The following is a 2,786-nucleotide window of genomic DNA, read 5'->3' as shown; positions in this document are numbered from 1 at the left end:
GCCCCGACCGGCCACCTGACCCGACGAACCGCCACTGACCACCCACGACCCGAGGACCTCAGGAGCACCCGACCCCGCGTCGGGCCCTCAGTATGACCGTTCCTCGACAGCAGCCTCATCACGACCGACCCGGAAGATCAACCCAGCTCAGCCAACCCCAACCGAAACACGGAGGTTAACCTTAATGTCGGAAATCGGCACACTTACACGGTGCGCAGCACGGGCGCCGGCGTCGTGGTCCACAACTGCTCGAAGGCTCCCCTTGACGGCAGCCGCTACCTCGCCCATATCTTCCCCCGCCACGTGTCCCGGGCGGATCCGCAATGGGCTGGAAAGTCAAAGTTCGCCACACAGAATTCGCGGACTATCAAGCGAATGATCAAGACTGCTATTAAGAAGTCTCCGGCTCAGCCGAACACCGGTGGCAGGGCGGGCCATATTCATGTTTATGAATTTGGCAATAGGACGGTTGGGTATAATGCTAGAGGGGTGCGAAAGACTCGCATCAAGGTCGTTCTGTATCCAAATGGGCGAGTGAATACCGCCTATCCGTTTTGATGAAACAGGAGGGGAAATTATGGGTCTGGATGTCTTCTGGCATTCCGAAATTCCCGATCTGAGGATCCCTGATTCGTCACGGCGTACGGTTGCCGAATACTTCTGGGATGAGGATGACGTACTCATGGACGCCATTTCATCTCTCTCTCAGAGTGACTTTCCTGTCCTATTTGATATCGACCTCTATGGGGACACGCTGTTGGACTTCCGGCAGTGTGCGGCCGCGCGTGTCGAGGTTGAGAGAATTCCGGACTGGAAGAATAATGCGCAGTTGGTGCGGCTAGAGATCCTACTGCGCCGCTGTAGCGAGGCAGCAGGCACTTACGTCTATATTGCCGGAGACTAAGGCGGCTCCCCTTTTGTAGTTCCAGCGCGACATCAAGTGAAGCCGCGCTGATCCTGCAGCGGTGACCCCCGACTCTTGCCGGGGGTCACCCAGCGCTCCCCGGGCTGCATCATGTGCGGAACTGCCGCTGCGGCCCAATCGGAATAGCCGTTAACCGGCTCATCATATGAGCTGGGCGGGAAGCGCTTGGCGACGTTCCGAGCCGGTGTCTCGGTGGGGCCTCCGTATGTGATGGAGGTCCCACCGACGGCGACCTGCGGTCCTGTTCGCATACCGGCATTTGGGAGGTGCCCCGCCCCGACGGCCGTGTGTGCGTGATCCGCCGTCACCGCCCCGGCGGCGTACAGCACTCACTGCCCGGCGGCCTGCCTGCCGTCGGCGAGCAGCCGGTCGACGCGCTGCGCCGCGAGATCCGGGAGGAGCTCGGCCTGGACCTGGCCGCCGCCGACATCGACCCGCTCCCGCGGTTCGAGCAGCACCAGGCCACCACCCGCCCGGAAGACAGCCGGCTGTTCCTGCGCCGCCACCTAGTCCACGTCGTTCACCTGTCGGAGGCGTTCGCCGAGGACGTCGCCCTGGTCGAGCTCGACGCCGAGGACACCACCGAGGTCCTCTGGCTGGCCCCGGCCGACCTTGGCACTCACCTCTACCCGGACGTCGGCGAGCACCTGGTCGACGCCGTCACCGCTCAGGCCCCGCCCGCGGCCGCCGCCCCGGTCCTACTGGAGGCGATGACGGACGCCACCTTCCGGTGGCGCTGATCGCCCGCGGGCTGTCGGCCGGCGATACCACGCTGACCTGATGGACGAGCACGACGAGCAGCTGCTGCGCGGCCGGGTCTACGGCGCCGAACCCGGCGAGGATCCCAGTCCCGAGCCGGGGCGCGAGTACCGGAAGCTGGTGGGCGGCCCGCTGGACGGCCAGTTGATCGACGTCACCGGCTGGGACGCCGACATGCTGGAGTGCGGGGCCGCGCTGATCACCCCGCTGGGCCACTACGGAGCCGACGGCCGCGCCCACTACGAGCCGCGCCCCGGCGACCCGCTCCGCTGGGACTGGGAAGGCGACACCGCGCAGGAGCGGCCCAGGGCCGCGCCTACCAACAAGGGCGGGAGGAGGGCCTCAGCCCGCCCTCCCCACCCCCGTCCTGGCGGGCGATCGGCATTATCGGACTTCGAAGACCCCGTGCTCAGGTGGGGAGTGCCCCGATACGACCAGGTCTCGGCGCGGTCCTGTCCACTGCGCACCGAGCACCCGGAAGGGGTGAAGGACACACCTCACCCGAAGGGGCCGCGCCGTGCCGCTCTCTCACTCCATCGCCCAGTTCCTCCACGCCGCACTCGCCGACCCCTCCGGCCCGCAGGCCCAGCAACTGTGCGACGCCCTCTACTCCACCCGCGCCGGCCTCCACGGTGCCCGCCGCGTCCGCGCCTACCTCCAGCTGCGCGCGGCCGCCCGCCCGGCGCCCACCCCCGCGCCCGTGCCGCAGGACCGGCCCCGCACCGAAGCGCCCTCCCCGCCCGCTGCCCGGACCCGCCGCACGGTCGTGGTGCGCCCTGCCCGGCGCCGCGCCACCACAGCTGCTGCCGTCGCCGCTGACCGAACTGCCCTGCCCGCCTCGGGCAGTAGAAGGGTGCGCGCCGCAGGCAATGGGGAGCGGCGCGCACCGCACCGATTCTGCCCCGGCCGCCCTGCCCGCGGTCGGCCGCACACACCGGCCGCCCCGCGCCCTACCGCCCCGCCCCGGGCCCGGAACAGCGGATCAGCTCGGGACTGGTCCCGTTCGAGAGCGTGTCAGAAAGTTCGTGTAAGTCCGTGATCTGGGAGGCTGGCCGGGGCCCGGCTGAGGGCTCTGGCCGGCCGGAACGGACAGGACATGGGC

The 2,786-nt window shown here is 68.1% G+C and carries 2 protein-coding genes; both read left to right on the top strand.

Features of this window, described 5'->3' with window-relative positions; genetic code table 11:
• The first annotated feature begins 577 nt into the window (after window positions 1-577).
• Window positions 578-904, top strand: a complete 327-nt coding sequence (locus tag ABT263_RS38620) for a hypothetical protein (RefSeq protein ID WP_352298605.1) — start codon at window positions 578-580, stop codon at window positions 902-904.
• A 287-nt stretch (window positions 905-1,191) separates the two neighbouring features.
• The gene (locus tag ABT263_RS38615; RefSeq protein ID WP_352298602.1) at window positions 1,192-1,665 is read left to right on the top strand and encodes an NUDIX domain-containing protein; all 474 of its coding nucleotides are present in this window, start codon (window positions 1,192-1,194) and stop codon (window positions 1,663-1,665) included.
• Window positions 1,666-2,786: the final 1,121 nt, after the last annotated feature.

Origin of the sequence: Kitasatospora sp. NPDC001603, assembly GCF_040298365.1 — a bacterium.
Lineage (GTDB): Bacteria > Actinomycetota > Actinomycetes > Streptomycetales > Streptomycetaceae > Kitasatospora.
This window is presented reverse-complemented; position numbering and strand designations above follow the sequence as displayed.